Origin of the sequence: Streptomyces sp. NPDC057654 (assembly GCF_042800135.1) — a bacterium.
In the GTDB taxonomy this organism is placed as follows: Bacteria; Actinomycetota; Actinomycetes; order Streptomycetales; family Streptomycetaceae; genus Streptomyces.
The window spans coordinates 1-1,306 of sequence record NZ_JBHVHQ010001400.1; the positions used below are offsets into that span (position 1 = coordinate 1).

General features: G+C 69.0%; 1 protein-coding gene. It reads left to right on the plus strand.

Annotated features, from left to right (window positions below; translation table 11 throughout):
- Nucleotides 1–286 precede the first annotated feature (286 nt).
- A complete protein-coding gene (locus ACFU99_RS43915; protein ID WP_384404423.1) occupies nt 287–1,123 on the plus strand; it encodes an SGNH/GDSL hydrolase family protein in 837 nt (278 codons plus the stop codon).
- Nucleotides 1,124–1,306: the final 183 nt, after the last annotated feature.

Below are 1,306 nucleotides of genomic sequence, written 5' to 3' on the forward strand. Positions count from 1 at the left end.
TGTGAAGGGTGTGCAAACGGCCTCCGGTTACCGGCAGTTGACCGTTCATTAGCCCATTCTCCGCCCGTAGTTGACGAGGCGTCAGTATGCGGCGCGCGGCCCTCCGGCGCCCCGCGCGCCGGGGTGTGCGCCCCCACGGCCGGTCCCACCAGCGAGAAGTCACGAAAGTGACAGGGAATCACAACCTGTCGGTTACGGTCCTCGTGTCATTGGCATGGACACTTCCCGTTACGCATGTGGCCTGGTACGACGGATGTAAGCAGAGATCCTGCTAACGGGAGGTTTCATGAAACTGTCCAGAATTGCGAGCTTCGTCTCCGCGGCGACCCTGACCACCGCGCTCGCCCTCGCCGGGGCGGGCGCCGCGCATGCCGGGGAGAACACGCAGACTGCGGGGAAGCCTGGGGGGAAGGCGGCAACGACCGCCTACACGGCGCTCGGTGACTCCTACTCGGCCGGTGTCGGCGCGGGCGACTACGACGACTCCAGCGGTGACTGCAAACGCAGCACCAAGGCGTACCCCGCCCTCTGGGCAGCCGAGCACAAGCCCTCGAAGTTCACCTTCGCCGCCTGTTCGGGCGCGCGCACGGGCGACGTCCTGAGCGGACAGCTGAACTCGCTCGACGCCTCCACCGGACTCGTCAGCATCAGCGTCGGCGGCAACGACGCCGGGTTCGCGGACACCATGTCCACCTGCGTCCTCAAGGGCGAGGCCGCCTGCCTGAGCGGGGTGACCAAGGCCCGTACGTACATCGACGAGACCCTGCCCGCCCAGCTCGACAAGGTCTACTCCACGATCTCCTCGAAGGCGCCCTCCGCGCACGTCGTCGTGGTCGGCTACCCCCGCTTCTACAAGCTCGGCGGCAGCTGCTCGGTGGGCCTCAGCGAGAAGTCCCGCACCGCGATCAACGGCGCCGCCGACGAGATCAACACCGTCACCGCCAAGCGCGCCGCCGACCACGGCTTCGCGTTCAGCGACGTCAGCTCCCAGTTCACCGGGCACGAGATCTGCTCCGGCGACGCCTGGCTGCACAGCGTGACGATGCCCGTCGACGAGTCCTACCACCCCACCGCCACGGGCCAGGCCAAGGGCTATCTGCCGGCCTTCTCGTCAGCGGCCTGATCCGCCTCACCGTCCGTCTCCTGATCCGTCGTCCGATCCGCTCGTACGGCCGCCCGACGCCTCTGTCGCGCCGCCCGTCGGGCCGTCGCTGACGCCGGGGCCGCCGCCGGTGGCCGTCCCGGCGGAAGCCGTGGAGGAGGCCCCGCCCGTCGGGACCGCCTCGCACGACACACTGAAGGGCAC

Coding starts and splice junctions, on each gene's coding strand:
- ACFU99_RS43915 (WP_384404423.1), top strand. CDS start 287: ATGAAACTGTCCAGAATTGCGAGCTTCGTCTCCGCGGCGACCCTGACC.